Raw genomic sequence first — 26,827 nt, forward strand, 5'->3', positions numbered from 1 at the left:
CCGGATGCGGACCGGCCGGCGCAACCGTTCTGACGCCAAGCACCGCAACTGACGTGTCTGGGCCAGGTCAGCCCGATCTTCCGGTGTACCCGACGACGACGCTCAACCTGAAGACGCACGTCCATACCCGTCCGGTCGGCGAGCGCCCCTTCGTCGAGCTGGAGCCCACCGACCACCCCTCGCCGTCGAGCAGCACACAGGGATCAGCCTGGAGCGCGTGCGGGAAGTTGCGTCGGTCGTGCTCCACGCTGGTGACGGCGTGCAGAAGTAATGGCTTACCAGCCCGTATCGCCCGTCCCGGTCGCGCCTGCCGGCCTGAGCCGCAGGGCACAGCGGTTCATCGGGACCGCGTGGCGGGGCGAGGACTCCCTCATCGCCGTGTACCGGGGTGAGGCCGTGGGCCTTGACGCCCCGCAATGCCTCGAAGCGCACATCTACGGCGGCCTTGGCGAGTGGGCCCTCCACGGTGGCTGACCCGCGGGCAACGGATCTGAGCACCCACTTGGCCCGGAGCGCCAACGATCGCGTTCAGGGACACATGCCTCTTCTCGACCGTCCTGTGGAGCCGCAGTCAGTGGAGTCCCGCGAGGCCCCAGTTCCACTGCTTGGCTGCCGACCGCTGTTGCGCGGGCGCTCGATACCCACCAGGCAGGTTTTCACCGACCGGGCAAATCGTCGCCTGTGGCGCGATTACGTCCAGTATGTACGGCGCACTGCATGTGGCCCGAACACCTTATGGGCACTGTGTGCGCCCTACCGGTTCCCCAGGGTGACGGAAATGATGAGCGCACCACACACGAGCCAGGTGATCCGCGGTCCCCGTCCCTCGGACGGGCGGGCTTGCGGTGAAGGAGGTCAGGGTGTTGCTTCTCATCTCCCCGGACGGTGTCGAGGAGGCTCTCGATTGCGTGAAGGCGGCGGAGCATCTCGACATCGTCGACGTCAAGAAGCCTGATGAGGGCTCTCTCGGCGCGAACTTCCCCTGGGTCATCAGGGAGATCCGCGACGCGGTCCCGGCGGACAAGCCGGTGTCCGCGACCGTGGGGGATGTCCCGTACAAGCCCGGCACAGTGGCTCAGGCCGCGCTCGGCGCGGTCGTCTCCGGGGCTACCTACATCAAGGTCGGCCTCTATGGATGTACGACGCCCGACCAGGGCATCGAGGTCATGCGCGCGGTCGTCCGGGCGGTGAAGGATCACCGCCCGGACGCGCTCGTCGTCGCCTCGGGCTATGCCGACGCCCACCGGATCGGCTGCGTCAATCCGCTCGCCGTGCCCGACATCGCCGCCCGCTCCGGCGCCGACGCGGCCATGCTCGACACCGCCGTCAAGGACGGGACCCGGCTGTTCGACCACGTTCCGCCGGACGTGTGCGCCGAGTTCGTCCGGCTGACCCACGCATCCGGTCGCCTCGCGGCCCTCGCGGGCAGTGTCACCCAGGCCGACCTCGGCCCGCTGACCCGCATCGGTACGGACATCGTGGGCGTACGGGGAGCGGTCTGTGAGGGCGGTGACCGCAACGCCGGAAGGATCCGGCCGCATCTGGTCGCCGCCTTCCGAGCGGAGATGGACCGGCAGGCCCAGGAACACACCGCCGGCGTCCCGGCCGTGAGCTGACCACCGGGATGCTGACACCCCAAGCCGACCGCACCCCCGGACACCGTGCCGAGCGCCTCGCCGTCGTCGACCCGGCCACCGGGGCGCCCTTCGACGAGGCCCCCGACCAGCAGCCGGACGAGCTGGACGCCGTGGTCGACCGGGCCCGGCGTGCCTGGGCCGGATGGCGCGCCGATCCGGCCGCCCGCGCCACCGGGCTGCGCGCCGCCGCCGACGCCGTGGAGGCGGCCGGGGACGACCTCGCTCCGTTGCTCACCCGGGAACAGGGCAAGCCTCTGGCCGAGTCGTACGCCGAGGTCGCCCGTACGGCGGCCCGGCTGCGCTACTTCGCCGGCCTGGCCCCCCGCACCCGCCGGATCGACGACGGCCGGTCCGTGCGCAGCGAGATCCGCTGGCGTCCCCTCGGGCCCGTCGGCGCGATCGTGCCGTGGAACTTCCCGCTCCAGCTCGCGGCGGCGAAGTTCGCACCCGCACTCGCGGCCGGCAACACCGTCGTCCTCAAACCGTCCCCGTACACCCCGCTCGCCACCCGGCTGCTCGGTTCCGTCCTCGCCACGGCCTTGCCCGAGGACGTCCTGACCGTGGTCACCGGCCGTGAACCCCTCGGTGCCCGCCTCGTCTCGCATCCGGGAATCCACCACGTCACCTTCACCGGCTCGGTGCCGACCGGGCGGGCCGTCGCCGCAGCGGCGGCGTCCTCGCTCGCCCGGGTCACCCTGGAACTGGGCGGCAACGACGCGGCCGTCCTCCTGGACGACGTCGACGTGGACAGCATCGCGGACCGGCTGTTCTGGGCCGCCTTCCGCAACTGCGGGCAGGTCTGCATGGCCGTCAAACGCGTCTACGCGCCGGCCCGGCTCCACGCCGAGGTCGTCGAGGCCCTCGCCCACCGGGCGAAGACCGTCGTCGTCGGACCCGGACTCGACCCGGACACCCGGCTCGGGCCGGTCAACAACGCTCCCCAGCTGGCCCGCGTCGAGCGCGTCACCCGTCAGGCCCTGGCAGCCGGCGCCCGGGCGGCGGCCGGCGGCCACCGGCTCGACGGACCCGGCCACTTCTTCGCCCCCACTATCCTCACCGACGTCCCTCCCGACGACCCGGTGGTGACCGGGGAACAGTTCGGACCGGTCCTGCCGGTGCTGCCGTACCGGGACCTCGACGAAGCCGTGGAGGCGGCCAACGGCACCGACTTCGGGCTGGGCGGCTCTGTGTGGGGCACCGATCTCGACCGGGCCGAGGCCGTGGCCGACCGGCTCGAATGCGGCACGGCCTGGATCAATCACCATGCCGAACTGTCCCTCGCCCAACCCTTCGCAGGTGTCAAGAACAGCGGTGTCGGCGTCGCAGGCGGACCGTGGGGGCTCTACGGCAACCTCCGGCCGTACGTGGTCCACCGTCCGCAGGAGGCATGACGATGAGGTGGCAGGCGGCTGTACTGCGCTCGTACGAGGACCCGTTCACGGTCGAGGAGGTGACCCTGCGCACAGAGCCCGCCGCCGGTGAAATCCTGGTCGAGATCGCGGGCTGCGGGATGTGCCGGACCGATCTCGCGGTCCGGCGATCGGCCGGCCGCAGCCCGCTGCCGGCGGTGCTCGGCCACGAGGGGGCCGGGGTCGTGGTGGCGTCCGGCGACGGCTCGGACGGCGCGATCGGCGTCGGTGACCACGTTGTGCTGAGCTTCGACTCCTGCGGGCACTGCCGGGCCTGTCTCGGCGCTGCCCCCGCCTACTGCGACTCCTTCGCCTCCCTCAACCTCTTCGGAGGACGCAAGGAGGACGCGCCGCGGCTCACCGACGCGACCGGGGAAGCGCTGGCCCCCCGCTGGTTCGGCCAGTCCTCGTTCGCCGAGTACGCGCTAGTCCCGGCACGCAACGCCGTCCGGGTCGACCCCGGCCTGCCCCTCGAACTGCTCGGGCCCCTAGGCTGCGGCTTCCTCACCGGCGCCGGAGCCGTGCTGAACACCTTCGGCATCGGTCCCGGCGACACCCTGGCGGTCTTCGGCGCGGGAGCCGTGGGCCTGGCCGCCGTGATGGCGGCCACCGCCGCCGGCGCGCTGACCGTGGCCGTCGACCGGCACCCCCAACGGCTGTCCCTGGCCGAACGGTTCGGCGCGATCCCGCTGCCCGCGGCAACGGCCGGACTGCCCGAGCAGATCCGCCGCCTCACCGAGGGCGGCGTGCAGTACGCGCTGGACACCACGGCCTCGCCGCCGCTCATCAACGACGCGCTCCGGGCACTGCGCCCCACCGGCAGCCTCGGCCTGGTGGCACGGCTCCACACCGCGCTGCCGCTCGAACCGGGCACTGTGGACCGAGGCCGCAGCATCCGCCACATCTGCGAAGGGGACGCCCTGCCTGGACTGCTGATACCCCGATTGACCGGGCTATGGCAGGCCGGGCGGTTCCCCTTCGACCAGCTGATCCGCACCTACCCACTGGCCGACGTCAACGAGGCCGAACGCGACTGCGACGCGGGCCGCGTGGTCAAACCCGTCCTTCTCCCGGAGCGAAGAAGCCGATGAGCGAGGCATACAGCACCGCGGACCCACCGCATCCGACAAGCAGACACCCCGTAGTCACCACTCCCGCCGACGGAGGAGACATGGCCGGCACGGCGCCGCAGCACACGGACGTGGAAGGTGTGGACGCGGGCGTGGGTCTGACCGCCCTCCTGGTCGCCGCGGCCCGGGCGATCGAGACCCACCGCCACGACAGCCTGGCCCAGGACGCCTACGCGGAACACTTCGTGCGCGCCGCCCCGGCGTGCGCGGACTGGCCGGTGCGCATCGAACAGGTGCCGGACGGGGACGCCAACCCGCTGTGGGGGCGGTTCGCCCGCTACTTCGGCCTGAGGACCCGGGTCCTCGACGACTTCCTCCTCAGCTCGCTCCGTGCGAGCGCCCGCCAGGTCGTCCTGCTGGGCGCCGGGTTGGACACTCGTGCCTTCCGGCTCGACTGGCCCTCCGACTGCGTCGTCTTCGAGATCGACCGGGCGGGCGTGCTGGCGTTCAAGCACCAGGTGCTCACGGACCTGACAGCCACCCCGAAGGTGAAGCGCGTCCCCGTGCCGGTCGACCTGCGCGCCGACTGGGTGGCCGCGCTGACCAGCGCCGGCTTCGACCCGGCCGCACCGAGCGTCTGGCTGGCCGAGGGTCTCCTCTTCTACCTGCCGAGCCCCGTCGAGAGGTACCTCATCGACACGGTGGACCGGCTGACCACCGAAGGCAGCGCGCTGGCCTTCGAGGCCAAGCTGGAAAAGGACCTGCAGGCGTACCGCGACAGCCCGATCTACACGGCGACGCGTGAACAGATCGGCATCGACCTGCTCCACCTCTTCGACAAGGGGCCCCGGCCCGATTCCGCGGGGGAGCTGACGGCCAAGGGCTGGTCCACCTCGATCCACACGCCCTTCCACTTCAGCCGCCGGCACCGACGTGGCCCCCTGCCCGAGCCCAACGACGCGCTGGAGGGCAACCGGTGGGTGTTCGCGCACAAACCCTCGCCCTGACACTCGCACCGCTCACGACGACGTCCGCCCGGAGGCTTGCGGCGGGGCCCGGCCGCGGGCCCCGCTCGGTGGGACGCGTCCCGATCGAGCTGGCAGTTCGGCCATGGCAGCCACGTCTGGCGGTGCGGCCCACGGGCGGGGCGGCCGCTGACGGACCGGGTCAGGCGGCCCGGGCGGTTACCAGCTGGTCGCCTGGGATACCGGCCATGTCCGGCGCGTAGTAGTCCTTGATGCCGGTCTCCCACGTAGCCACGGTGATGCGGTCCTCGGTGTCCGGACCGAAGGCGTCGAAGAGGGCGTGGATGTTCGCCTCTTCGAAGCCGATCGCCGTCATCAGCGATACGAAGAGGGGGCGCTCGATCAGGCCGTCCCCGTCGGGGTCGCCGAGTGCGGAGAGGGCCTCGGCGAACCCGGCGATCGTGGGGCCGAAACGCTCAGGGTCAAGCGCGAACGGACGGAACTCGTCCACGGTGATCACACCGTCGCCGTTGGCGTCCAGTTCAGTGGCCAGCGTTGTCCAGTAGCGGCGGAAAGCGGCCTGGATGGCGGTCTTGGCGTCGTCGTCCGAAGCGGCCGCCGCTTTCAGGACACGGCTCGTCATCAGATCGAAGTCGTCGGAGTCGATGACTCCGTTGCCGTTGGTGTCGAAGAGGGAGAAGACCAGCTCGACCCGCTTGGCGGCCTCATCTCGCATTGTCCGTCACCTGTCTTCTGCGACCCGACGATTCCGGGCCTGGGCCAGTGAGGGCCTCTACTCCAACCCGCGCGCGTAGCGGCCATGACCATAGAACCGTCATGGCGAGCCGCCACGCTCCCGATCTTCGCTTCTGGTGACAGAAAGAATGCCAGGTGAGCAAATGTGACAAGTCGGATGCCTAGCCTGTGACAACAGACTGCTTCGACATGTCCCAAGAAGTCGTCCATGGGAGCCGGCCCGCCGGCAGGGAGGGTGACGACCCGGCCGGGGTCGGGATGCCGATGCCGCCACACGACTCGCGAGCCCGTTGAGTCCGGGGGCCTCGATGTCGGGCAGCGTGAGGTCGCAGTGTCGCCGCGGCCGACGGATGGGCCTGGCCCGGTGGATCAGGCGCTTTCGGGCTGGTGCACGGAGCGGAAGGGACGGGTGCCGTCGCGGAGCCGGCGGGCCTGGGTGACGGCTTCATCGAGCGTCGCCGTGATGACCAGGACGGTGTCCAGACCCAAGAGGCCCAGCCGCCACCGCAGGTGCTCATCCGGTACGGCCACGAACAAGGCGCCCCCGGCCTCCCGCAGACGCTGCCAGAAAGTCAGCAGGACCGTGATGCCGCTGGAGTCGAGGCTGGTGACCGATGAGCTGTCCAGGACCAGGTAGCGGCAGTCGCCGGTCAGCAGGCGCTCACCCGCAGCGCGGACGTCGGCGCTGGTGCAGAAATCGACGTCTTGTGGAAGTGCGGCGACCACCAGGTCCTCGCTGCGGTCGATCAGATGCAGCACAGTCTTCCCCCTCCTCCATCTCGCACCCCGACAGTCCCGGACCACGCAACTGCCCACCAGACTATGCCGTGCCTCCCTCCTGTCGGGCATCGCTCGTAGACTCATGCCGTGGCATTCATGAGCACCCCGCACTGCTGCTTCCTGTGACCGGAAGGCGCTGAGGGTGATGCCGGACGGCGTCGCCCTCCCCGGTGTGCCTGCTCCGTGCATCACGTCCCACGCTGCCCGTTTCCTCCTGAGGCAGTGACGCTCTGAGCGCGCGTGCAGGCACGGTCCCTTCCCTTCACCCCTTGCCTGGAGTGCCTCGTGCCCGTGTCGCTTCCCCCTGCCCTCGATCTGTTCCTCGACCTGCTGCGCTGCCCGACGTGCCGTACGCGCCGCCTGCACCCTGGCCGCGGCGCCCTGCGCTGTCCGGCAGGCCACACCTTCGACATCGCCCGCCACGGCTACGCCGGCCTGTTGACGGGCACCCGCGCCACCAGCGGCGACGACACAGCCATGGTCCGGGCCCGGGAGCGGTTCCTGTCCACCGGTACCTACGCGCCCGTCCGTGAAGTCGGGGCCCGCCTGGCGGCCGACGCCGCGTCGGAGCAGACCACGGTCGTGGACGTGGGATGCGGCACGGGCTACTACCTGGCCGGCGTACTCGACCGACTGCCCGGCGCCCGTGGTCTGGGGCTGGACACTTCGGTGCGCGCGCTGCGCTCGGCAGCCCGCGCCCACGGCCGAGCCGCCGCGGCGGCCTGGGACGCCTTCCGTCCCTTCCCACTGGCCGACAGGGCGGCCGACGTCGTACTGGACGTGTTCGCCCCGCGCAACCCGGCCGAGTTCCACCGCGTACTGCGCCCGACCGGCCGGCTGATCGTGGTCCGGCCCACCCTGCGTCACCTGGCCGAACTACGTGGCCAGGTGCCGGCGATGGTCACGATCGACCCGGCCAAGGAAGAGCGCCTGCACCGGGCACTGAACCCCTTCTTCGCGGCCGTCTTCACTGAAGAGCTGGAGTACTCCGCGCCCCTGACCAGGCTGGATGCCCTGGACCTGGTGGCGATGACGCCGAGCGCACGCCATGTGAACCGCGCAGACCTGAACGATGACGGCGTCCTGCCCGATCAGGTCACCGTCTCCGTGCTGGCCACCGCCTACCAGCCTCGGTGACCACGAGCGGGCGGATGCGCCTGGCTGACCGACGAGCCATGGGCACGCCCGGCGCCCGGCCTTCCCGCCGCCGGCCGGCCCCGGCCCGGGGCCGGCCGGCGGCGCGGTGGGGACGCGGTGCAGTGCGCCGTGCCCGCTGTCGGCGGTCGGCGAGGGCCTCGTCGGTGATCGGGATGACCTGCGTCCTGGTCAGCTCACCACGACCCTTGCCGATCCCACGGCGACGAAGAGTCACTTCTGCCAGCCGACCGTCTCCGGGAGCGGGGTGCCGAAGATCGTGGCGCCGACGTTGGCCAGTCCCTTCTTGACACCGTAGACGGAGGGACCGCTGTACAGCGGCAGGAAGGCGTACTGCGCGAGTTCCTTGCGTTCGATCGCGTTGGCCTGGGCCGTCTGCTTCGCGGGGTCGGATATCCGGGACGCCGCGTGGATCTCCTTGTCCAGTTCGGGGGTTCCGGTGCCGGTCAGGTTGGAGTCACTGTCGGTGCCGTAGAACTGGTACAGGTAGCGAGCGCCGAAGGGGTCCGTCGAGCGGTTGCCGGAGAGGAAGAGGTCGAAGTCGCGATCGCTGAGGATCTTGGAGAAATCGGCTTCGTCCGCCTTCTTGATGTCGACCTGGATGCCGACCGGCTTGAGCATGGCGGCGAACGCGTTGGCCGTTGCCTTCTCCAGCGGGTCGTCGCCGAGCAGGGTGTAGCCCACCCTGAGCTGGGCGCCGTTCTTTTCCCGGACACCGTTGCCGCCGGCCTTCCAGCCGGCCTTGTCGAGAGTCTTCTTGGCGTCGTCGGGCGAGTACTTGATCACCGATGAGACGTTGTCCGAGTAGCCCTTCTGGAAGCTGTAGAGCAGCGCCGAGCCCGGAAGGGGCTCGGAGTAGTCCAGGCCCTGGAACTGGATCTTGGCGATCTGTGTCCTGTCGATGCTCTCCAGCAGCGCCTTGCGCACCTCGACGTCCTTGAGCACCGTGGACTTCGCGTTGACGTAGAGCGAGTACTCGAAGGGGCTGCCGCCACGACGGATCTCGGTTCCGTTGACGCCGCTGATCTGCTTCAAGCCCTCGGCGCTGCCCGTGGCGGCATAGTCGACCTGTCCGTTCTTGAAGGCGTTGATCGCGGCCTCGGAGTCCAGGTTGACGTAGACGCGCTTGTCGAGTTTGCCCTTCTTGCCCCACCACTTCGGGTTACGGACGAAGGTGAGGTTGCCGCTCTTGGTGTCGAAGGTGCCGACGGTGTAGGGACCCGCGCCCCATTCGGGATGCGCCTTCTTTACATAGGCGTCGTTGAAGTTGGCGACCGTGGCGGCCTTGGGATGCAGAAACGTCGTGAACAGGCTCGACCACCACGGGTCGACTCCCTTGAAGTCGATGACGGCCTGCCGGTCGTCGGTGCCGCGGGTGACCGAGACGATGTTCCGGTAGCCCTCGGTGTTGGTCGCGTTGTAGTCCTTGTCCGAGCCGTTGTTGGCCTGCCAGGTCGCCTTCACGGCCCGCCAGTCGATCGGGGTGCCGTCGTTGTAGGTGGCCTTGGGGTTGAGTGTGAGGATCACCCGCTGGTTGCCGCCGGTCACCGTGACCTTGACGTCACGGAGGTAGTCCGGGTTGTACTGCACGTCACCCGTGGGGGAGTAGGTGATGACATCCGGGTTGTACCAGAACCACACACGGCTCGCGGTGAGGGTGGCGTTGGCGTTGAACGGGTTGCCCTGGTCGTCGAAGGTTCCAGCAGTGGTGTAGGTACCTCCGTCCTTGATGTTGTCGTACGGCTGGGGGTTGTAGTCGACCTTCGCCGAGGCGACTGCCGGCGTCGAGCCGTTCCCTGCTTTTCCGGCGTTCGGAGCGTCGGCCCCGGAGGAACTGCAGGCGGTGGCCGTAAGGGCGAGGGCGAGGGCGACGGTGAGCGCGGAGGCCGGGGCGATACTCGATCGCATGGGGAGTTGATCCGTTTCTGTGTGGGGTGAAGCGATGCCGCGCGCCGCGGCATCGCTGCGGAAGCGAAAGGAGCCGGTCAGCGTGCGTGGCAGGCGTGGCGGTGATCGGTTCCGGATGCCGCCGGCCGCAGGAGGGGCCGTTCGGTGCGGCAGCGCTGTTGTGTGCCGTCGTCGAGCAGCGGGTACAGCGGACAGCGGTCGGCGAAGACGCAGCCTCGCGGGAGACGCGATGCACTGGGCTGCTCGCCCTTGAGCACGATGTGCTCGCGAGAGCGTTCCACCTGCGGATCGGGCACCGGGATCGCCGACAGAAGGGCTTCGGTGTACGGGTGCCGGGCGTGTGTGAAGAGGTCTTCGGTGTCACCGCTCTCGACGATGTGTCCCAGGTACATGACGGCGATGCGGTCGGACACCTGTCGCATCACCGCGAGGTCGTGAGCCACGATCAGGTACGCCAGGCCCAGTTCGTGCTGAAGCTTCGTGAGCAGGTTGACGACGTCGGCCTGGACGGACACGTCCAGGGCGGACACGGGTTCGTCCAGGACCACGATCCGCGGTTCGGTCGCCAGGGCCCGGGCGATCGCGACGCGCTGGCGCTGGCCGCCCGAGAGAGCCGCTGGAAAACGGTCCGCCAGCGATACGTCCAGCCCGACGAGGGAGAGAAGTTCCTTCACGCGGATCTGGACGGCGTCCCGGTCCGTGCCGACGGCCTGGAGGGGTTCCGCGAGCAGCCGGAAGACGGGGAGCCGCGGATCGAGTGATCCCATGGGGTCCTGCATGACCATCTGTACCGCGCGGCGCAGTTGCTGTGTCCGTTCGGCGGAGCGTGGTGCGGCGACGTCGGTGCCCGCGACCTCGATCAGGCCGTGCTCGGGCGGCCTCAGACGCATGATCTCCAGCAGGGTGGTGGTCTTGCCGCTGCCGGACTCGCCCACGAGCCCGAGGGTCTCACCGGCCCGCAGCTCGAAGCTGACGTCGCTGACGGCGTGCAGCGTGCCGACGCGGCGTTTGAGGAGCGCTCCCTTGGTGATCGGGAACGTCCTGGCCAGTTCGGCGACCCGCAGCACGGTCTCACCGGGGGCACGCCGGTCGGGGCGGTGCTCTTCGACGGCCGCTTCGGGCGGTGAGAACAGCGAACTCGCAGCCGGGTTCCCGTCGGCTATGTCATGGGCGCGCCAGCAGGCGACCTGACCGTGTCCGGGTACCACGGTCAGCGGTGGTTCCTGGCTGTGGCAGCGGTCCACGGCGGCGGGACAGCGGTTCGCGAAGGAGCATCCTGCCGAGAGCCCCACCAGCGACGGTGGTTCGCCCCCGATCGGCACCAGTTGCCCGCGCGCCCGTGCCTCGGGCCGCGGTACCGCGCCGAGGAGTCCGATCGTGTAAGGCATGGTCGGCCGCGCGAACAGCTTGCCGGCGCCGGCCTGCTCCACGATCCGGCCCGCGTACATCACGGCCACGTCGTCGGCGTACCCGGCCACCACCCCCAGGTCATGAGTGATCAGTACGAGGCCGGCGCCCGTCTCGGTCTGGGCGGTCCGCAGCACGTCCAGGATCTGCGCCTGCACCGTGACGTCGAGAGCGGTGGTCGGTTCGTCGGCGACGATGACCGACGGCGAGTTCGCCATCGCCAGAGCGATCACCACGCGCTGTCGCATGCCCCCGGAGAACTCGTGAGGGAAGGCACGCGCGTTGCGGTGCGGCTCGGCGATGCCGACGAGGTCCAGCAGCTCGACGGCGCGGTTCCACGCGGCCCGCCGTGTCAGGTCCTGGTGCACGCGCAGCGCGTCGGACAACTGTCTGCCGACGGAGAAGATCGGGGTCAGGGCGGACAGCGGATCCTGGAAGACCATGCCGATGTCGTTGCCGCGCACCGCGGACAGTTCACGGTCGCCGAGCCCGACCAGGTCACGGCCGCCCAGCAGCACTCTGCCCGACACCTGGGCGGCATCCGGCAGCAGCCCCATGACGCCCATCACCGTCGCGGATTTGCCCGACCCCGACTCACCGACGATGCCGAGCGTCCGTCCGGGCAGCACGTCGAAGCTCACTTCGCGCACGGCCTGTACCGGACCGGCCTCCGAGGGGAAGGCCACGCTGAGGCCGCGAACGGACAGCACCGGTGCCGGCGCGGCGGATCCGGCCAGCGGGTCCGTCCCCGGGGTCGCCACGGTCATCGCCGGCCTCCACGCGCACCGGTGGCCGAGCTGGGGTCGAACGCGTCGCGCAGGCCGTCACCGACGAGCGTCATCGACAGGGTCAGCAGCACCACCAGTGCTGCCGGGTAGCCGAACAGCCACGGTGCGGTGGTGATCGTGCCGGATCCGTCGGCGAGCATCGTGCCCAGTGAGACGTCGGGTGTCTGCACTCCGAAGCCCAGGAACGACAGGGCGGTTTCACTGAGCACGGTGGTGACGACTCCCAGGGTGAGGTTGACGATGAGCAGGGAACCGAGGTTGGGGATGATGTGCCGCAGGATGATCCGCCACGGCCGCACGCCCATGAACTCGGCGGCCAGCACGTAGTCCCGCTCGCGCAGCGAGGTGGAGACGGACCAGATGACCCGCGCCGTCGACATCCAGCCGAAGACGGTCAGCACCAGGATGAGCACCCGCCAGTCCCCGGCGAGGCGGTGCGAGACCAGGGCCAGGATCAGGAACGACGGCACGACGAGCAGGAAGTGGATGACGGCCAGCGTCAGCCTTTCGACGCGGCCCCCGAAGTACGCGGCGCCCGCGCCGATCACCGCGGCGAGCACGATCGTCAGTACCGAGACGCTGACGGCGATCACAAGGGAGCGCTGAAGACCGTGGACGGCCTCGGCGTAGACGTCGTTGCCCCCTTGGTTGGTGCCGAAGTAGTGCGTGCCGCCGGGGGGCTGGGTGAGTGCGGTGAAGTCCACGTCGGTGTAGGAGAAGCGCGTGAGCCAACCACCGCACACGCTGAAGAGGACCAGCAGCACGAGAAGGACGATTCCGAACAGCGCCGGCCGGTTGCGGGCGAACCGCCGCAGATACAGCCGTCCGCCGCCGGCACGGGCCGCCGGACCTGGTTTCGGCGTGCCTGGACCGAGCGGCTCGGGCACGGAGGTCACCGTGGTCGCCACGTCACCTCACCCGCACTCGGGGGTCGAGGACGACGACTGCCACGTCGGCCAGGATCGCGCCGATCGCCGTCATGCCGGCCCCGAAAGCCGCGACGGCGACGGCACCGTGCACGTCGTTCTTGGCGATGGTCTGGACGAAGTACTGGCCCATGCCGTTCCAGCCGAAGACGGTCTCGGTGATCACCGCACCGGTGAAGATCGCCGGAATGCTGAACGCCACGGATGTCGCCGTCGGGATCAGTGAGGCGCGTAGCGCGTGCCGACGGATCGCCTGGGCACGTGTCAGGCCGGTGGCGCGGGCGGTGCGTACGAAGTCCGAGTTGATGTTGTCCAGCAGCAGCGAGCGCTGGGTCAGGTGGTAACCGACATAGCCGAGCAGGGTCAGGCTCAGCGTCGGCAGGACGAGGTGCTGGAACCGGTCGGCGACCGTCGGCCACAGTCCGCTGACGCCCGGGGACTTCTCCCCGGCGACGTACAGGACGCGCCAACCGAGCTTCTGGTTCAGCCAGATCCCGGCGAAGACGACCGCCAGCGCCGCGACGGCCGCCGGGACGTTGAAGAGAAACACGGAGACGAGCTGGGTCGTCCGGTCCCACCACCCGTACTGCCGGGAGGCGGTGAACACGCTCAGCGCCACACCCGCCACCACGGACAGCAGCGTCGCGGCGGTGACCAGCTGGGCGCTGACCACGACCCGGAAACCGATCTCCGAGTCGACCGACGCCCCGACAGGGGACTTCCCCCAGTCGAAGTGCAGGAGCACGTCGCTGAACCAGTGCCACCACCGGTCCGCCAGAGGGGTCCGCGGATCCAGGTTGTAGGGCGCCAGCGCGTGATCGATCTGCTCCTCGGTGCGGACCGGCCGCAACCCCCGGTAGTTGGACCTCGGGTCGAGGAACCAGGCGGCCAGTACATACGTCACGTTGGTGGCTACGACGATCATGACCAGCCATCCTGCGGCCTTGCGCGTCACATGGCGGATCACGAGCCCGCCTCCCCGGGCGAGCGGATCTCGAGGGTTGCGGCGGCGCGGGGAGCCGGCAAGAGTGCGCCGGGATATGGCATGGGCCTGACACTTTCTGAGGGCGAGGGATACGCCGCCCTGGTGGAGCGGTGAGGGACCTGCGAGCGGCAGTCGTTCTCTGTGCATCGGACGAGCACACCGACCAGCAGTGATTCTTCGGCCGTGATCATGCTCCGCGCCAGTCCTCCCGGGAGCCTGTCACGTGATCGCAATGCGGGTGTCACAAGGCCGGAGGTGTGCCCCTGGAACCGGCGCAGGGTCCTGTCCGGCCGGCCCGTGCTGCGCCCGGACCGGTGGGCCGGCAGGTCGGTGCGGCTGCCACGCCGGCACCCCGCCCGACCGCTGATCTGCGCGGGCCGGCCGCTCGCCGGTGCCACTTCCCGACCCCGGGGTTCACGGCAGTTACGCGGAGATCGCCATCGCCAACGGCGTCGACCCTGCCTCGCCCGCTCCGTACCCCGGCAGCGGACCGCGACGGTTGAACGGCCCGCCGTCGAGGCCCTGGCGGGCTGGTCGTGACCGGCCAGTGACTTGACCCTGACTGCGCGGTACTGACGTGAAGTCGTCGAACCGGACGACTCGTGCCGCCGCTGCGGCTGCCAAGGCGCACCGCGCGACTGGCTGACCCGACGGCCTGGTCACCTCAGGTGCCCACCGCACCCCGTGACGGGACAGCTTCACCCTCGGCTCGGCCGCTGCGACTGGGGAGGAGACAGCTACGCTGTGCCCGCCGCCTGGGCGGCGTCGTACACCGCCTGCTCCTTGGTGCCGAAGTGGGTGGCACTCATGTTGGGACCCTGCACCCAGCCGAGCAGGCCGATGATCCTGGAGGGGTCGTCGTAGCGGGAGAAGACTCCGACCTGGACGCCCGCGCCGGTGGCAGGGTCGAAGTTCTGCAGCAGGGCGCCGCCGCTGCAACCGGGCGACTGCGCGCCGGCCATCGCGTCGTTGTAGTAGACCGGGTCGTTACGGGCCGTTCCCTGGGTGGCCATCAGGTTCCGGCCGTCAGGTCCGCTGGAGGGGGGGCGGGCACGTTGCCGGGGCGGTAGTAGTTGCGCTCGTTGATGGTCGGATAGCCGAAGATGTGGGCGGTCCGGTTCTGCGGCTGGCTGAAGGCGACCTCTTGGCGGCCATGTCCCGTCCCAGCAGCCAGTCGGCGCTCTGGCTCCAGGTGTGGGTGATCCATCGACGGGTCACCCCCCAGACCCCCGTACGGGGCGATGTCCCTGCCGGAAACACGTGTGGCGGAGGGGGCGAGCGGGAGGTTCGTCCCGTCGAAGGCCGGTACGAAAACCATGTTGGTGGCGACGACGTTCCCGAAGCCTATGTCGAGCGGGGTGTGGACGCGCAGGCAGTGGGCAGCGGTCAGCACGACGCTGCGGTTCGCGCTGGTGACCACGTTGCCGGAACACGAGGACGTCGAGACGGCCCCTGTGTCCACGTCCGTGTACTCCATGAACAGCTTGCCGCCGGTGCGCGAGACCAGCCCTTGTCCCCGCGGCCACGGCTTGCCGAGATCGTCCCAGCCGCCGGGAGGCGGGGTGGCGTCCGCGTCCTCGTTGTTCAGGCCGGCGTCGGCCATCTTCCCCAGCGTCCAGTAGGCCACCTCCGCCCTGAGCCTGTCCTGATAGCCGGCACCGGCCGGTACCAGCGGGCGGAGCTCGAACGGGGCGGCGTCGGCGCGGGCCGGGGACGCCGTCACGAGCAGTGCGGCCACCAGCGCGAGCAGGCCGATGACCGTGGTGAGCGCACGTCGTGAGGGCATGCCGATGAGCAATGTCTTCCCTTCCTCGGGACGGGCCGTTCAGACGGACGGAAGAATGTCCGGGCCGTGGCGGCGCCACCGACGACGCGATCGCCAGACACCTGGGCGTGGGGCGCCGCACCGTCGTCCGCCGCGTCTCCGCCCTGCTGGCCGGACTGGGCGCCACGACCCGTTTTCAGGCCGGGGTCCAAGCGGCGCGACGGGGCTGGCTCTGAGGACGCCGCCTTCGGCATCCGGTCGGGCACCGGCTCGCCGAGGTGGCAGGACTCGCCCGGCCCCGCCCCGTACCGGACGGCGAGGACGACGGGGGACCCGCCGACCCGGTGGCCCTCCGACCCGGCGGCCCGGCAGGCGTGACCCACCTCGCGCGCCGGCGCTCATCGGAGGACGGTCACTTGCGGTACAACTCATGGGCGCCCAGGGCTGTTTGATCGAGGGAAAGATCCATAACCTTGCGGTGACGGTCACGCATCTGACTTGAGGAGTTCCGTGTCCGCTGCCCGCCACCTCCCGGACATCCTGTCGCCCGAGTTCGCCGCGAACCCCTACCCGGCCTACGCGGTGATGCGGGAGAAAGAACCCCTGCTCTGGCACGAGGCCACCAAGAGTTACATCATCTCCCGCTACGAGGACGTCGAACGCGTCTTCAAGGACAAGAAGGCCGAGTTCACCACCGACAACTACGACTGGCAGCTCGAACCCGTCCACGGCAAGACGATCCTCCAGCTCAGCGGCCGTGAGCACGCCGTACGCAGAGCCCTCGTCGCCCCCGCGTTCCGCGGCAGCGACCTCCAGCAGAAGTTCCTGCCGGTCATCGAGCGCAACTCGCGCGAACTCATCGACGCCTTCCGCCACACCGGCTCCGCCGACATCGTCAACGACTACGCGACCCGTTTCCCGGTCAACGTCATCGCGGACATGCTGGGCCTGAGCAAGGCCGACCACGCCCGGTTCCACGGTTGGTACACGGCCGTCATCGCCTTCCTCGGCAACCTCTCGGGCGACCCCGAGGTCGCCGCCGCCGGTGAGCGCACCCGCGTGGAGTTCGCCGAGTACATGCTCCCGATCATCCGGGAACGGCGCGACACTCCGGGGGACGACCTGCTGTCCGGCCTGTGCGCCGCGGAGGTGGACGGGGTGCGCATGAGCGACGAGGACATCAAGGCCTTCTGCAGCCTGCTGCTCGCGGCCGGGGGCGAGACCACCGACAAGGCGATAGCCGGCATCCTGGCGAATCTCCTGAGCCATCCCGACCAGCTCGCGGCCGTCCGTGCGGACCGCAGCCTGATACCCGCCGCCTTCGCGGAGACCCTCCGCTACACACCGCCGGTCCAGATGATCATGCGGCAGTCGGCGACCGAGGTGGAGGTCACCGGTGGCACCATCCCGGCGGGCGCGACGGTCACCTGTCTCATCGGCGCCGCGAACCGGGACGAGCGGCGCTACCGGGACCCGGACCGGTTCGACATCTTCCGCGACGACCTCACGACGACCTCCGCCTTCTCAGCCGCCGCCGACCACCTCGCCTTCGCCCTGGGCCGGCACTTCTGCGTGGGAGCGCTCCTGGCCAAGGCGGAGGTCGAGGTGGGACTGAACCAGTTGCTGGACGCCATGCCCGACGTGCGACTCGCGGACGGACACGGGCTCGTCGAGCACGGGGTGTTCACCCGAGGCCCGAAGACACTGCCGGTGCGCTTCACGCCGGTCACGGCCTGACGGACCGGTTCCCTCCGCGCCCGGACCCGCCCGGTGCGCGGGGGGTCGCGACCCCCTAGCTCACGGACGGGGTGAACTCGACCGGCAGCGACTCCAGGCCACGCATCCAGATCGAGGGGCGCCAGGTCAGTTCTCCGGGGTCCACCGCCAGCACCAGGTCGGGAAGGTGTTCGAGCAGGGTCTCCACCGCCGTGCGCGCCATGACGTCCGCCAGCAGCGGCGCGGGATACGGACAGCGGTGCTCGCCGTTGCTGAAGGAGAGGTGCGCTGAGTTGCCGGTGCCCGCGTGCGGGTCCGGCCAGATCTGCGGGTCGGTGTTGGCCGCTGCCAGGCCGAGCACGAGGCAGTCGCCTTCCCGGATGTGGCGCCCGCCCAGTTGTGTGTCGCGCACGGCCCAGCGGCCGATGAAGTTCTGCGTCGGTGTGTCCAGCCACAGAACCTCGTTCAGCGCCTCCCCGACGCTGACCCGGCCGCCGGAGACGTTGACCGCGAAACGCTCGTCGGTCAGCAGCAGACGCAGGGTGTTGCAGATCCAGTTCGCGGTCGGCTGCTGTGCGGCGGCGATGACGGAGATCAGATCCTGCACGATCTCCTCGTCGCTGAGACCCGCGGGATGGAGAATCATGCGGGAGGTGACGTCCGGGCCGGGACGCTCCCGCTTCTCCTTCACCAGCCGCATGATGCGCTCGCCGACACGGGTGTACGCGGCCACCGGGTCGTCGCCCTCCCGGGCGTCCAGGGAGATGCGCAGGTCGTCGACGAGGCGGTCGGTGTCCGTGTCACCCACCGGCATGCCGCACATCCACAGCACGCCGCGGGCGGGCAGCGCGTGCGCGTACATGCTCATCAGCTCCGCCCGGCCGCTGCCGGAGAAGGAGGAGACCAGCCGCGCGGCGATCAGTTGGCACTCGCGCGCCAGCTCGAACTGGTCCACCCCCTCCAGGGCCTCGGTGATCACGCCCGCCCGGCGCTGGTGCTCGGCGCCCTCGGTGAAGAGCACCGACGGCTGGTAGCCGACGTACGGCAGCAACGGCCAGTCCGGTGGGATGTGCTCCCACTGGTTCCAGCGGCGCGAGTCCCGGGCGAACAGCTCGTCATGAGCCGTCACATAGCAGACCTCGGGGTAACCGAGCACCAGCCAGGCCGGGATGTCGCCGTCGAGCAGCACCGGCGCGACCGCTCCGTGCTCCCTGCGCAGGGAACGGTAGAGCTGCGCAGGCGTCTGCTGGTACTCCAGTCCGGCCAGGGGCACGGCGGAGCCGTGCGCGGGGCAGCCCCGGGGAGGGGCGTCCATGGACGGGAAACCGGTCGTGTCGCTCACGCGGTGCTCTCCTTGGCCAGTGCACGTGTGTACAGGTGGTCCACCAGAGCGATGAGGACCTCCTTGCCCGACGCCCGGACGCGGGCGTCGCAATCGATCACGGGTACGTGCTCGCCCAGGGCGAGTGCCTGACGGACCTCGTCGAGAGTGAACCGTTTCGCGTCGCCGTCGAAGCGGTTGACCGCCACCACGAACGGCGTGCCGTGGTGCTCGAGCCGGTCTATGGCGTACCAGCAGTCCTCCATCCGGCGGGTGTCGACGAGGACGACCGCGCCGAGGGTGCCGGAGAACAGGCGGTCCCAGAGGAACCAGAAGCGCTCCTGGCCGGGCGCGCCGAACAGGTAGAGCACCATGCGCTCGTTGAGGCTGATGCGGCCGAAGTCGAAGGCGACGGTCGTGGTGGTCTTGCGTTCCACCCCCGTCGTCTCGTCGATGCCCTGTCCCGCCTGGGTCATCACCTCCTCGGTGTTCAGGGGCCGGATCTCGCTGACCGAGCGCACGAGAGTGGTCTTGCCGACTCCGAAGCCGCCCACGACGACGATCTTCAGACCGGTCTCGGCCGCTTCGGACAGCGGTGTGCGCTGGGAGGGCAGCTCAGAGGTTGCGGAGCCCATGAAGCACCTCCTGGAGCAGGGCGGTTTCTGGAAGGCCCGCGACGGACGCGGCCGCACGCGGGTGACGGGCGCTGACCTTGCCCAGGGCGCACAGGTCGCCGAGCAGGATGCGCACCACGGTGATGGGGAGTCTCAGTTCGGCCGCGATCTCCACCACCGCGGTGGGATGCCGGCACAGCTCGAGGATGCGGACGTGCTCCGACTGCATGCCGGTGGTGGGCTCGCACTCGCTGACGATCAGCGTCACCAGGTCGAGGGACGAATCGGCTTCGCTGCGGCCCCCCGTGACCATGTACAGCCGGTCGGGGTCGCCGAGGTCCACGGGCTTGCGTATCACGCCGGGGCGCCCCGGTCGACGGGCTGACGAGGCTCGGCCCGCAGGTGGTCGCCGATCTGTTCGACCATCTCGGTCATCTGGTGGCCCACGACGCCCGGGTCGGCGCTCTCCTGCGCGACGACCGCGAGGTGCGCGCCCTCGCCCGCCTCCACGATGAACAGAAGGCCGCCGTGGAAAGCGGTCATCGAGTGCCGGACGCCGCCCGATCCGTCGCCGAACTCCACGGAGGCGCCCTGGGACAGCGCCTGCATGCCGGAACAGATGGCCGCCAACTGGTCGGCCTGGTCGACGGTCATGTGTTCCGTCCAGCACAGTTTCAGACCGTCGCGGGACAGCACGAGCGCATGGCGTGTGCCCGGCGTGCGTTCCAGCAGGTTCTTCAGGAGCCAGGTCAGGCTGTTGTCGGTGGTCTCCATGATGGGTGGGGGGCGGAGGGGGACCGGTGAGGTCACCACCCGCCCCCGTGCCTCCAATCCAGCGAAGTGCGGCGGTTCGGTGTCGGTGTGAAGGGCTGTTGCGTCCTGCCGGGGAAGGGGCCGGTCTCAGGCCTCGGGAGCGGCGCCGTGCGCGTCCCCGTCGGCCGGGGTGCCGCCGGCCCGTCGCCGGCCGAGGTGGAAGGCGCCGAACCGGGTTCCCGCGTCGAGGGCGGGTCCGGACTCGCCCGGGTCGGCGGGCTTCTGAGCGGCCGGCTTGTGCCGGGTGCGCTCCGCCTCGGCCATGGCACGGCCCGGGGACCGGATCGGCAGTCCATTGGTGGTGGCCCCACTCCGCCCGGCGGACTCGGCCGGCGTGGGCGTGGGCGTGGGCGTGGGCGTCGGCGTGGCTGCCGCCGTGGGTGTGGCCGCGGCCGTGGAGAGCGGCGCGGCCGGTGACGGCCGCACCGCCCGGGGCTTGTCCGAGGGCGTCCGGGGGGCCGACACGGCCTGCCGCGGTCGCTCGGCCGTGACGGGCTCGTGCCGCTGGGCGATCAGCTGCGGCGGGATCAGGACGACGACACCCGTGCCACCGCGCGAGGAGGGCCGGTAGCTGACGCTGATGCCGTACTTGACGGCGAGCCGCCCCACCACGCTCAGACCGAGCCGGGTGCCTTGCAGCGAGGCGAGGTCGGTGACGCGGCCGGACACGGACTCCACCGCCCGTCGCATGGCCGCGTCGGACATCTTCAGGCCGCTGTCCTCGATGGTGACCACGATACCGGCGCTGCGTTCCTCCACGTAGACGTGGACCTCGTCGACAGGAGGCGAGAAGTTCGCCGCGTTGTCCATGAGTTCGGCCAACAGGTGCATGACTCCCTCCGCTGCGAAGCCGCTGATCGCGGCCCCGCTGGAGGAGTGGAGGCGCACCCGCCGGTAGGCGTCGATCCGGCCGACGGCGCCCCGCAGGACGCTCTCCATGACGATGGGCTTGTTCCACACGCGGCTGGAGCGGCCGCCCATCAGCAGGGCGAGCCGGTCGGTCATCAAACCGAGCTGCGAGGTGCTGTGGTCCAGGCGCAGCAGGTCGCCGAAGACCTCCTCGCCATGGCGTTCCTGCATCTCACGCAGATCGGCGAGCATGCTGACGGTCTTGGCCTGGACCCGGCTGAGCGCCTTGGCGGACGCGGCCTGCGCGGCGGCGGAACGCCGCTCGCTGTAGGCCAGTTCGCGTACGAACCGTTCGGCCGACGACCGCAGCAGGGAGTCCTGCGGCCAGTCGAACCGGGCGAGCACGGTGTCGGCGGAGGCGCCCTCCCGCAGCAGGGCGACGGCGGCGGGGAGCGTTTCCTCGGTCAGACGCCTCAGCTCGGCCGTGCCCCGCTCGAGCCGTTCGCGTACGCCTTCGGCCTCAGCCTCGGCCTCACGGGCGCGTTCGGCCGACGCGGACAGCTCGCCGGCGACCATACGCAGCAACCGCTGCAGGTGCGGATCGGAAGGAACGGCGACGGCCGACAGCACCTGCTCGGCGTCGCCGCCGTCGCGCACCTGCCGGGTGACGTCCGGCAGGATCACGTCGACGAGCCGGGAGGTCTCGCCGACCTGGTGCCCCCATGCGCTCCTGGCCGACTCCAGTTCGCCCACCTGCGCGGCGGCGCGCCGCTGAGCCCGGCGCAGCAGGGCCGAGGCCCGGCCGACCACCACGGCGATGCACACCCAGGCGACGACCACCGTGCCCACCACCCAGCGCCGGCCTTCCGCGGGAGCGAGGGCTGCCACGGCAGCGGCGCCCGCGGCAGTGAGGAACAGGGTCGCGGCCGGTGCGAACGGCGAGGCGGACGCCGCCCCTTTCGCGCTTCGGCGCTGACGCGCGCGAGCTGACATTGACATTCCGCGGTCCCTTGGTCCGTGCATGCGGGGGGTAGTGTGAACAGTGAGCATCGCCGATACCGCGGATGGGCAGCTGAAGGCCGGTGTCCCTTCCGGGTGCGAGTCGCCGTTCATGCTAGCCACCGGACGAGGTGAAAATACCCAGGCGATGCGTGCGGCTGGCCAGGAATCCACTTCGTCGCGGAACAAGTATCACCACACATGTGTGTGGCAGCAGGTTCGCCGCTCGCGGCGCCGTCCTGCGACGGTGCGAAGGCGGACATTCATGGACTCGGTGTTCGGCCCGGCACGTCGTGCGCCGGTTTGTGAAAGTTTCGAGTGTACAGATTCGGCCAATCGCAGTCCGCCTGCCCGTCATCACCAGTGCCTCGGTGTCGTGGTCACCGATCGCGAGAGGAAGGCCAGGCGGCCGGGTCGCTCTCATACGGGCGCCGCTTGACGCAGCCCCGTAGCTGTCCGGGCCCGCGGTGATGGCACGGACCATGTCAAGGGCAGCGGACGGGGTGGTGGGGACGCGCGTGGGGTCGGCCCTGAACCGCGCGGTGCCGGCACCGCGCAACCCCGCCGGAACGAGTGCAGGGGGCCACAGTCAACTCACACTGCTGGCATAGCGGTTGCTACAGCCGGGTGACTTCCCTCAAGTGAGCAGGTGAGTCACCTGGGCGGTCATGTGAGCGCGCGTGGCGGGAACCGGACGCGGTCCCACGGGCAGCGGTCCCCGCCTCATCCAGCTTCAGCTGGTCCGCGAGCGTACTGGCAATCCGCTGCCCGGCGAAGGAGGAATGAGAGGTGCCTTTCCTCCTGCGGAGCGACCGCTTCGCCCGGATCCGTTGCCCGGCCGCCTGGCCCGCGACTGTGCCATAACGGAAAGTGGTGACGTTCTGGGGTGGTGTGTTGCAGGGGTTGGTCAGCGCAGGTTGTGGTGGGGTAAGCCGCTGTCAGTACACATATCGGCGGCGTATGCGCCTGGTGGGTGGGGCAGGTCTGCCTTATATCCAGGGGCGCGCTCGGGTGTTGAGCTGGGATGTCGCCTGGCGGGTTGCGCCACCAGCCCTCCTGGAGGTTGAGCCGGCAGGCGCCGTCAGGGGTGAACACGTGCCGGCTCTCGCTTCCGCGGCCGGCAGGCCCGCGCCGCACAGGCTGACCGCTGAACCAGCGGTCGCTGGCCCCCCTTCCGCGCTGGTTGTGGTCTGGTCGGGTGGTCACCGGGGTGTGGCAGCGCGAGACCGCCGAATCGTACGCTGCCCCACTTCAAGCCTGCGGCAGCTCCCGGACCAGGCGCTTGATCATGTTGCGCCCCTCGTTCACTTGCAGCCTCGGGTACTCGAAGGCCAAAACACCCACCTCGGCTATGCCGATCTGCACGCGAAGCGTCTGCGCAGCGCCGGGGATCAGTTCCGGCTCACTGACCCAGGCGACTTGATCGAGCGCGAAGGAATACAGTACCTTGCCGGGTTTGCCCACTATGACCCCGCCGACGGAAAAGACGAGCAGCCGCTGGTCGGTCAGCGCGATGATGATCCGGCCGGGCAGTTGGAGCGGCACATCCGGCGTCGCCGCCTGTCCGCGCGAGGTGATCACGGCCATCGTGGCTGCACCGGTCGCCCCGGCGAGACCGGCCGCGCCACCGATCATCGTCGTGCGGACCCCGCCGACTCGGAAGGCAAGTACCCCGTAGAGCACCCGCTCTTCAGGCAACTTCTGTTCGTTGAGCCTCAGTTCGACCTTTTCTGCCATCGCCCTTGCCACGGGATCGCCTCCCCCTTGCTTGGTCAATGGGCCAAATCTACGGGCGCCAGGCCGACTGCCCAAACGGCAGCCGATCGTGCGCGCCGGCCACCGGTCCACCCGCCACGGCGACGCTCGGGGGCGACGCGGAGAACCCTTCGCAGCCCGGCTACCGCTTGCCGAAGAACTTCCGGGCGATGTCCGCTGGAGGTGTTCGGGCATGGCGGTCGTAAAGCGCCTCGTCGCATGGCACCCCTCACGCAGCACGGGCCTGGTACTGCGCCCACGTACCGCCCCGGGCAAGCCGGTCCCCTGCCTACGCATCCACCCGGCGGTAGCCGCGATCCTGCTCTGGACGAGTTCCGCGATGTCATGGGGGAGTGGCGAGAAACCCTTCAGAGATCAGCCACGTGAGGCGATGCCGTCGCCGTGGGGCTGTTGCTCACCCCGCCCACTTACGGGACAACCCGTGGCCGTCATGCTCTGCGGGCCCCGCCGCGCGCCGTCTCGCCCCGGCCTGCGCCCGACGCCCGTCCGTACCGCGCGCTCTCGCCCCGCGCGGTTGCCGTACGTCCCGCGTTCCCCGGCGTCGGCGGGCGGCGCCGGCCGACCGGCCGCAGCCGGGCCACGGTGGCTCCGCCCGTGCCCTTGGCCGCCTGCGCCCGGCCTCTGGCCGCTCGTCGGTGGTCCGCTGTCCCGCCCACCGCGCCACGCCGGCACCTGGCTGTCCGGAGGCTCTCCGCCGGGCCCGGTTGTTCCGCCCGCGCGGCACCTGACCGCCGCCCTCCACCTTCCTCGCGGTTGCCTCCGGCGGCCACCGCCGCCCGCCGTCCGGCCCTCCGCGCATCGGGCCGGACCCTGGGCCGCGCCGTTCCCGCACGGGCCTTCCGGCCGTGTGCTGGGCCGTCTCGCCGCGCGCTGGGCCGTGTGCCGCCGGTCGGGCCCGGGCAGTCGCTGGGGCTGGTGGGGTTGCGTGGTGGTGGGGGCTCCTCTGGGTGTCCGCGTCGATGTCGTGAGGGAGGGTCTCGCTGGGAAGGTGCTCTTCCTCCAGGCTGTGAGGGGCAGGTCAGCGAGGCAGCCGAAGACGATCAGGACGTGCGGCTGGGCCCTGTCGACCCTTACTGGACCACTGTTGTCGCTGGGGGCAGCCTGGCGCCGAATCCGGGTGCCGGTTCATGGATCCGTCGGCTGTTGGGTGGCTGTCGTGGTTCGTCCGTTTGTGGATGGTGTCGGAGGCTGGGTGTGTCCGGGGTGGTCTGTGGTCTGCTGCCGGGTTGTGGGGCGTGTCGCCGGGCGCGGGTGTGGCCTCGTCTAGCACGGCTGGGTTCGTTGGGTTCGCAGCGACGCGCCGTGGTTTCGGGAGTGAGGAGATATCAGGATGTCACCTGAAAGGCCTAATAATATGTCAATCTGCTTTTTCAGTAGCCGATGTGATGCTCTGTCAGCAGATCCTGAAAGGTCCGAGAATACCCTGTTCGGAGCTGAATCCCTCATCTTCCGATATGCCTGTCATGTCGGTTGTGGGTAAGTTCGTTCACGAGCCGGCTGACGGGCCGGTGTCTCTCTGTGCGACAGGAGATCGTGAGATGAAGCTCCGTACGACCGTGGTCACCGCCGCGGTGTCGGCTGCCGCCGCCCTGGCCGCGACCGGCATCACCTACGCCTCGGCCGCTTCCGCTTCGGTGGCCCAGGAGGCCCCGGCCGCCGTTGCCGCCGTGACCGGTGGCAACGGCAACAGCAACGGCAAGGGCAACGAGGGCGGCAACAGCAAGGGCAACGAGGGCAACGAGGGCAACAACGGCAAGGACAACGAGGGCCGGGGCAACAAGGGCCGGGGCAACGACAAGGACGAGGACAACGAGGGGCGCGAGGACGAGGGCCGTATCCAGATCAACGAGCGGTCGTACTCCACCCGTCCGGGTGACTGCATCACGGTGGTCAGCGGTCTGGGCGCGAAGACTTTCAACGTCCGCAACGAAAGCCGCAAGACCGTCGAGGTCTTCCGCGGGGCCGTCTGCGACAACGGTGCTCCCATCGCCACCGTCGGCCCGCGCAGCTCCAGCTACGGCGTGGAGCCAGGCTGCACCGAGGGCATCGACATCGAAAAGGGTGTGGTGGCCAGCTTCCGGGTGACCAAGCGTCACCACGACGAGTACTAGGCCGCGGCCGACCGCTCACTGTGGAGCCCCGGCCCGCCGGAATCGGGCCGGGGTCCCATTTTGACCCATGTGCGTGGCGGTCACCCCCCTGCGGCCCTGCCGGTTTGTGATGCCGGGGGAGCGGCAGCCGGTGTCCGCACGGCCGCCCCTCGTCTTCCCTGGCCGTTCCACCTGCGGTTTTGTGTCCGCCGGTGTGTTCTCAGTCCGCTGCCTGCGGCTGTCTGCCGGGCGCGCTTTCCCGGCCCGCGAACGGGTGAGGAGTGAGATGAGCATCCGTCTGGTGGAAGACGTGAGCGACGACACCTACGTCCTGGACGGCCTCGCCGTCAGGCTGACCCCGGCGCTGCCCTGGCTGGGGCACCGGGCCTGCTGGGAGATGAACGGCCGCCTCAAAGAGCCCGTCGACCTGACCCGGGTCACCTGCAACGTGATCATGAAGTACGGGCCGGTGAAGATGCTCGAGAGGAACTACGCACTGCGCGACCTGCTCGAGAGCCTGGGCGCACGGCTCTCGGGCGACCTCAGGCCGGCTGCCGGACCGTGGCAGCAGACGTGGCATCTCCGGCTCCCCGAAGCGGTTCCGGTGGCCGAGCTGCGCATCCTGCTGCGCGCTCGCACGGACAGCGGACAGAACTTCCTCGCCCTGGACATCGCCCTGGACTTCAGTCACAGGTTCCGTCCCGCCCCGGCGGGCAGCAGGGCAGGCGCACGCGTGCTGCAGGGCTCGCACCGGCGCTGACGTCCCGCCCGCTTTGCGCGGACTGGAGTGCCGCGCCCTGCGGACGACGAGGGGACCGGCCATGGCCTGGCTCTCGTCGAAGGCCTCGCCCTGCGATGGGGAACCGGCCGGCCCGGATGGGGGAAACGGGTCCGGGCCGGCGGAGAAGCCCGGTGACCGCCGCAGCGGACACACACCCCCTGTCGGCCACATCCTGCTGGGCGGGTGAGACTGCCGCGACCCGCGAACTCCTCATCGGCCTGCCGCCCGGACCTCCGCCGCAGCCCGGCTGCATGCCGGCGGCCCGCCACGAGCTGTGCACCGTCTGCGAGCCACCGTCCTCGACCTCCTCCGGGATC

The 26,827-nt window shown here is 70.1% G+C and carries 22 protein-coding genes and 1 pseudogene; 9 read left to right on the top strand and 14 right to left on the bottom strand.

The genetic code is table 11. The features are described from left to right. Positions 1–74: 74 nt before the first annotated feature. The 5 genes and pseudogenes from ACZ5DC_RS24750 to ACZ5DC_RS24770 all read left to right on the top strand — a co-directional run. Positions 75–271: pseudogene (locus ACZ5DC_RS24750) on the top strand (DUF2199 domain-containing protein); the annotation flags it as partial. Between the two features lie 589 nt (positions 272–860). Next, the gene (locus ACZ5DC_RS24755; protein WP_468656041.1) at positions 861–1,616 is read left to right on the top strand and encodes a (5-formylfuran-3-yl)methyl phosphate synthase; all 756 of its coding nucleotides are present in this window, start codon (positions 861–863) and stop codon (positions 1,614–1,616) included. Positions 1,617–1,624: 8 nt separating this feature from the next. After that, positions 1,625–3,028, top strand: coding sequence for an aldehyde dehydrogenase family protein (locus ACZ5DC_RS24760; protein ID WP_468656042.1), 1,404 nt, complete (start codon positions 1,625–1,627; stop codon positions 3,026–3,028). 2 nt (positions 3,029–3,030) lie between these two features. After that, entirely contained in the window at positions 3,031–4,137 is a 1,107-nt protein-coding gene (locus ACZ5DC_RS24765; protein WP_468656114.1) for an NAD(P)-dependent alcohol dehydrogenase, read from the top strand. Between the two features lie 80 nt (positions 4,138–4,217). After that, entirely contained in the window at positions 4,218–5,123 is a 906-nt protein-coding gene (locus tag ACZ5DC_RS24770) for a class I SAM-dependent methyltransferase (protein ID WP_468656044.1), read from the top strand. A 160-nt stretch (positions 5,124–5,283) separates the two neighbouring features. Here the strand turns inward: ACZ5DC_RS24770 and ACZ5DC_RS24775 are convergent, their stop codons facing one another. After that, complete coding sequence (locus ACZ5DC_RS24775; protein WP_468656046.1) at positions 5,284–5,817, bottom strand: EF-hand domain-containing protein; 534 nt, start codon at positions 5,815–5,817, stop codon at positions 5,284–5,286. Between the two features lie 389 nt (positions 5,818–6,206). Further along, positions 6,207–6,596, bottom strand: a complete 390-nt coding sequence (locus ACZ5DC_RS24780) for an STAS domain-containing protein (RefSeq protein ID WP_468656048.1) — start codon at positions 6,594–6,596, stop codon at positions 6,207–6,209. Between the two features lie 306 nt (positions 6,597–6,902). On the opposite strand from ACZ5DC_RS24780, the gene ACZ5DC_RS24785 reads away from it, so the two are divergent. Further along, positions 6,903–7,754: a methyltransferase domain-containing protein gene (locus ACZ5DC_RS24785; RefSeq protein WP_468656050.1), complete on the top strand. Its 852-nt coding sequence runs from the start codon at positions 6,903–6,905 to the stop codon at positions 7,752–7,754. Positions 7,755–7,985: 231 nt separating this feature from the next. On the opposite strand, the gene ACZ5DC_RS24790 is transcribed toward ACZ5DC_RS24785, so the two are convergent. From ACZ5DC_RS24790 to ACZ5DC_RS24815, 6 genes are all read right to left on the bottom strand, one after another. Continuing rightward, a complete protein-coding gene (locus tag ACZ5DC_RS24790; protein ID WP_468656052.1) occupies positions 7,986–9,680 on the bottom strand; it encodes an ABC transporter family substrate-binding protein in 1,695 nt (564 codons plus the stop codon). A 77-nt stretch (positions 9,681–9,757) separates the two neighbouring features. After that, the gene (locus ACZ5DC_RS24795) at positions 9,758–11,854 is read right to left on the bottom strand and encodes a dipeptide ABC transporter ATP-binding protein (RefSeq protein WP_468656054.1); all 2,097 of its coding nucleotides are present in this window, start codon (positions 11,852–11,854) and stop codon (positions 9,758–9,760) included. Continuing rightward, positions 11,851–12,783, bottom strand: coding sequence for an ABC transporter permease (locus ACZ5DC_RS24800; RefSeq protein ID WP_468656056.1), 933 nt, complete (start codon positions 12,781–12,783; stop codon positions 11,851–11,853). The genes ACZ5DC_RS24795 and ACZ5DC_RS24800 overlap by 4 nt, the downstream gene beginning before the upstream one ends. 1 nt (position 12,784) lies before the next feature. Next, the gene (locus ACZ5DC_RS24805; RefSeq protein ID WP_468656058.1) at positions 12,785–13,768 is read right to left on the bottom strand and encodes an ABC transporter permease; all 984 of its coding nucleotides are present in this window, start codon (positions 13,766–13,768) and stop codon (positions 12,785–12,787) included. Between the two features lie 755 nt (positions 13,769–14,523). Beyond that, positions 14,524–14,799: a hypothetical protein gene (locus tag ACZ5DC_RS24810; protein WP_468656060.1), complete on the bottom strand. Its 276-nt coding sequence runs from the start codon at positions 14,797–14,799 to the stop codon at positions 14,524–14,526. Beyond that, a complete protein-coding gene (locus ACZ5DC_RS24815; RefSeq protein WP_468656062.1) occupies positions 14,799–15,572 on the bottom strand; it encodes a trypsin-like serine peptidase in 774 nt (257 codons plus the stop codon). The genes ACZ5DC_RS24810 and ACZ5DC_RS24815 overlap by 1 nt, the downstream gene beginning before the upstream one ends. Before the next feature lie 489 nt (positions 15,573–16,061). On the opposite strand from ACZ5DC_RS24815, the gene ACZ5DC_RS24820 reads away from it, so the two are divergent. Next, on the top strand, positions 16,062–17,288 hold the full coding sequence (locus ACZ5DC_RS24820) for a cytochrome P450 (protein ID WP_468656064.1): 1,227 nt from the start codon (positions 16,062–16,064) through the stop codon (positions 17,286–17,288). Positions 17,289–17,343: 55 nt separating this feature from the next. Here ACZ5DC_RS24820 and ACZ5DC_RS24825 read toward each other — a convergent pair whose 3' ends face one another. The 6 genes from ACZ5DC_RS24825 to ACZ5DC_RS24850 form a co-directional block, all read right to left on the bottom strand. After that, positions 17,344–18,582 (bottom strand): cytochrome P450, encoded by a 1,239-nt coding sequence (locus tag ACZ5DC_RS24825; RefSeq protein WP_468656116.1) that lies wholly within the window; start codon positions 18,580–18,582, stop codon positions 17,344–17,346. Between the two features lie 23 nt (positions 18,583–18,605). Next, entirely contained in the window at positions 18,606–19,223 is a 618-nt protein-coding gene (locus ACZ5DC_RS24830) for a GTP-binding protein (protein ID WP_468656066.1), read from the bottom strand. Continuing rightward, on the bottom strand, positions 19,204–19,560 hold the full coding sequence (locus ACZ5DC_RS24835; RefSeq protein WP_468656068.1) for a DUF742 domain-containing protein: 357 nt from the start codon (positions 19,558–19,560) through the stop codon (positions 19,204–19,206). Before ACZ5DC_RS24835 ends, ACZ5DC_RS24830 begins: the two co-directional genes overlap by 20 nt. Further along, the gene (locus ACZ5DC_RS24840) at positions 19,557–19,976 is read right to left on the bottom strand and encodes a roadblock/LC7 domain-containing protein (RefSeq protein ID WP_366755714.1); all 420 of its coding nucleotides are present in this window, start codon (positions 19,974–19,976) and stop codon (positions 19,557–19,559) included. Before ACZ5DC_RS24840 ends, ACZ5DC_RS24835 begins: the two co-directional genes overlap by 4 nt. A 126-nt stretch (positions 19,977–20,102) precedes the next feature. Further along, positions 20,103–21,863, bottom strand: a complete 1,761-nt coding sequence (locus ACZ5DC_RS24845) for a sensor histidine kinase (RefSeq protein ID WP_468656071.1) — start codon at positions 21,861–21,863, stop codon at positions 20,103–20,105. 1,251 nt (positions 21,864–23,114) lie between these two features. After that, entirely contained in the window at positions 23,115–23,639 is a 525-nt protein-coding gene (locus ACZ5DC_RS24850; protein ID WP_468656073.1) for a hypothetical protein, read from the bottom strand. Between the two features lie 1,538 nt (positions 23,640–25,177). Between ACZ5DC_RS24850 and ACZ5DC_RS24855 the strand changes: the two genes are divergently transcribed. Both ACZ5DC_RS24855 and ACZ5DC_RS24860 read left to right on the top strand, forming a co-directional pair. Beyond that, a complete protein-coding gene (locus tag ACZ5DC_RS24855; protein ID WP_468656075.1) occupies positions 25,178–25,750 on the top strand; it encodes a hypothetical protein in 573 nt (190 codons plus the stop codon). A gap of 265 nt (positions 25,751–26,015) precedes the next feature. Next, complete coding sequence (locus ACZ5DC_RS24860; protein WP_468656077.1) at positions 26,016–26,489, top strand: hypothetical protein; 474 nt, start codon at positions 26,016–26,018, stop codon at positions 26,487–26,489. Positions 26,490–26,827 lie beyond the last annotated feature (338 nt).

This window comes from Streptomyces sp. NPDC031445, assembly GCF_055581365.1.

Bases quoted from the DNA above. Each gene is read 5' to 3' on its own strand.
- ACZ5DC_RS24795 (WP_468656054.1), bottom strand. From the start codon at position 11,854: ATGACCGTGGCGACCCCGGGGACGGACCCGCTGGCCGGATCCGCCGCG.
- ACZ5DC_RS24825 (WP_468656116.1), bottom strand. From the start codon at position 18,582: ATGGACGCCCCTCCCCGGGGCTGCCCCGCGCACGGCTCCGCCGTGCCC.
- ACZ5DC_RS24810 (WP_468656060.1), bottom strand. From the start codon at position 14,799: ATGGCCACCCAGGGAACGGCCCGTAACGACCCGGTCTACTACAACGAC.
- ACZ5DC_RS24830 (WP_468656066.1), bottom strand. From the start codon at position 19,223: ATGGGCTCCGCAACCTCTGAGCTGCCCTCCCAGCGCACACCGCTGTCC.
- ACZ5DC_RS24845 (WP_468656071.1), bottom strand. From the start codon at position 21,863: ATGTCAATGTCAGCTCGCGCGCGTCAGCGCCGAAGCGCGAAAGGGGCG.
- ACZ5DC_RS24815 (WP_468656062.1), bottom strand. From the start codon at position 15,572: ATGCCCTCACGACGTGCGCTCACCACGGTCATCGGCCTGCTCGCGCTG.
- ACZ5DC_RS24860 (WP_468656077.1), top strand. From the start codon at position 26,016: ATGAGCATCCGTCTGGTGGAAGACGTGAGCGACGACACCTACGTCCTG.
- ACZ5DC_RS24840 (WP_366755714.1), bottom strand. From the start codon at position 19,976: ATGGAGACCACCGACAACAGCCTGACCTGGCTCCTGAAGAACCTGCTG.
- ACZ5DC_RS24765 (WP_468656114.1), top strand. From the start codon at position 3,031: ATGAGGTGGCAGGCGGCTGTACTGCGCTCGTACGAGGACCCGTTCACG.
- ACZ5DC_RS24790 (WP_468656052.1), bottom strand. From the start codon at position 9,680: ATGCGATCGAGTATCGCCCCGGCCTCCGCGCTCACCGTCGCCCTCGCC.
- ACZ5DC_RS24855 (WP_468656075.1), top strand. From the start codon at position 25,178: ATGAAGCTCCGTACGACCGTGGTCACCGCCGCGGTGTCGGCTGCCGCC.
- ACZ5DC_RS24760 (WP_468656042.1), top strand. From the start codon at position 1,625: ATGCTGACACCCCAAGCCGACCGCACCCCCGGACACCGTGCCGAGCGC.
- ACZ5DC_RS24775 (WP_468656046.1), bottom strand. From the start codon at position 5,817: ATGCGAGATGAGGCCGCCAAGCGGGTCGAGCTGGTCTTCTCCCTCTTC.
- ACZ5DC_RS24770 (WP_468656044.1), top strand. From the start codon at position 4,218: ATGGCCGGCACGGCGCCGCAGCACACGGACGTGGAAGGTGTGGACGCG.